The organism is Campylobacter sp. LR264d, assembly GCF_008633895.1.
Taxonomy (GTDB): domain Bacteria; phylum Campylobacterota; class Campylobacteria; order Campylobacterales; family Campylobacteraceae; genus Campylobacter_D.
On sequence record NZ_VJNT01000031.1, the window covers coordinates 1 to 2,194 of the forward strand.

A 2,194-nucleotide genomic window follows, 5' to 3' on the forward strand; every position below is an offset into this window, starting at 1 on the left:
TCTATACCTAAGATAGAATAAAAATTTATTTGGTTTTAGTTTTGTTTCTAAGGCATAAGATAATCCTTAAATAAATTTAATCATTATTTTAACAAAAACTAAATAAAAATTACAAAATTAAAATTTGACAATGCCCATACAAAGTAGTATAATCGCCCATATTATAAGACTTCTTTAAGCTTTTAAATTTATAAAAAGGAGTATAAAAATGAGTTTAGAAAAAGATAATAAAAAATTTATATGTGGCTTAACAGAAGACAGTGTAATGATATATGATGCAGTACAATCAACACTTAATAAAAAATTACAAGAAGATACAGAATTTATACAAGAGTTAAGAGACGAGGTTATAGATATACTTGATGAAAGTATGCAAACGCTTAACGATAATTGTAAAGAACAATTAAAAGACCAGATAGATGAATTTATACAAATGCAAGAACAAAAAATAAAAGAACTTGATAACAAAATGAAAATTATGGAAAAAACAATATTTAAAATCACGCAAATAAATGAAAAATTATTAAAAAAACAAGATAAAATTGATAAATTTAAAGATTGTATTTTATCAATTATTGGAATAAGCTTTGATTTAATAGTTATTTCAGGGGTAATATGGCTAATAACCAAACTTTTTAGCTAATTTTAAACTTGTTAATTTTGGCTTGTTAAAATTTATAATAAAAATTTGTAAGGAAAAATAATGGCAAACCTTTTAATTATTGGTGCAGGTGGCGTTTCTCAAGTTGCTAGTATAAAATGTGCTATGAATAGCGATACTTTCACAAAAATAACCCTAGCAAGTCGTACTAAAAGTAAATGCGATAAAATAGCAAGTATTATAAAAGAACGTTGTAATATTAATATTAACACTGCACAAATTAACGCTGATGATACGCAGGCCGTGGTTAAATTGATAAAAGAAAGTGGGGCTGAAATTTTATTAAATTTAGCCTTGCCTTATCAGGATTTAAGCTTAATGGATGCTTGTTTACAAGCTAAAATTCATTATATTGACACGGCAAATTATGAACACCCAAGCCTAGCAAAATTTGAGTATAAAGAACAATGGGCAAGGAATGAAAAATTTAAAGAAAGTGGTATTTTAGGGCTTTTAGGAAGTGGGTTTGACCCGGGCGTTACGAATGTTTTTTGTGCCTATGCCCAACAAAATTTATTTGATGAAATTCATTTTATAGATATTTTAGATTGTAACGCAGGAGACCATGGATACGCTTTTGCTACGAATTTTAACCCTGAGATAAATTTAAGAGAAGTATCAGCAAATGGACGTTATTGGCAAGAGGGCAAGTGGATAGAAACAAAGCCTATGCAAATATCTATGAGTTGGGATTATCCAGAAGTTGGACCAAAGGATAGCTATTTGCTTTATCACGAAGAACTAGAAAGTTTAGTAAAAAATATCAAGGGCTTAAAAAGAATTCGCTTTTTTATGACCTTTTCACAAAGTTATTTAACTCATATGAAATGCCTTGAAAATGTCGGTATGTTAGGCATTAAGCCCGTACTTCACCAAGGACAAGAAATAATACCTATTGAGTTTTTAAAAACGCTTTTACCAGACCCTGCAAGTCTTGGGGCTAGAACAAAGGGCTTTACAAATATAGGTTGCGTTATAAGGGGTGTAAAAAATGGCCAAGATAAACAAATTTATATTTATAATGTTTGCAATCACGAAGAATGCTATAAAGAAACCCTTTCTCAAGCTGTTAGTTACACCACAGGAGTCCCTGCTATGATAGGTGCAAAACTGGTTGCAAAAGGAATTTGGCAAGAAAAAGGCGTATTTAACATGGAAAATTTTGATGCAAAACCTTTTATGGATGAGTTAAATTCACAAGGTCTTCCTTGGAAGATTATAGATATGAAACCAAGTTTGGGATTTTGAAAAAATAAAATGAATTTAATCAGTCTTTTTAGTGGTGCTGGTGGACTTGATTTAGGCTTTTAAAGGCTGGATTTAAGATAATTGTAGCAAATGAAAAAGATAAAAGCATTTGGCAAACTTATGAAAAAAAATCATAAGGCAAAGCTGATAAAGGGTGATATTTGCAATATTTCTTCAAATGAATTTCCAAATTGTGATGGCATTATTGGAGATCCTTCTTGTCAAAGTTGGAGCGATGCAGGTGCATTAAGGGGGATTAATGATCCAAGAGGGCAATTATTTTTT

The 2,194-nt window shown here is 30.1% G+C and carries 2 protein-coding genes and 1 pseudogene; all 3 read left to right on the forward strand.

Going from position 1 to position 2,194, the window contains the following annotated elements:
• The first annotated feature begins 208 nt into the window (after positions 1-208).
• Complete coding sequence (locus FMM56_RS07015) at positions 209-643, forward strand: hypothetical protein (protein ID WP_150139895.1); 435 nt, start codon at positions 209-211, stop codon at positions 641-643.
• A 60-nt stretch (positions 644-703) separates the two neighbouring features.
• Positions 704-1,909, forward strand: a complete 1,206-nt coding sequence (locus FMM56_RS07020) for a saccharopine dehydrogenase family protein (protein ID WP_150208184.1) — start codon at positions 704-706, stop codon at positions 1,907-1,909.
• Positions 1,910-1,918: 9 nt separating this feature from the next.
• A pseudogene (locus tag FMM56_RS09305) lies at positions 1,919-2,194 on the forward strand (DNA cytosine methyltransferase); the annotation flags it as partial.

Coding starts and splice junctions, on each gene's coding strand:
- FMM56_RS07015 (WP_150139895.1), top strand. CDS start 209: ATGAGTTTAGAAAAAGATAATAAAAAATTTATATGTGGCTTAACAGAA.
- FMM56_RS07020 (WP_150208184.1), top strand. CDS start 704: ATGGCAAACCTTTTAATTATTGGTGCAGGTGGCGTTTCTCAAGTTGCT.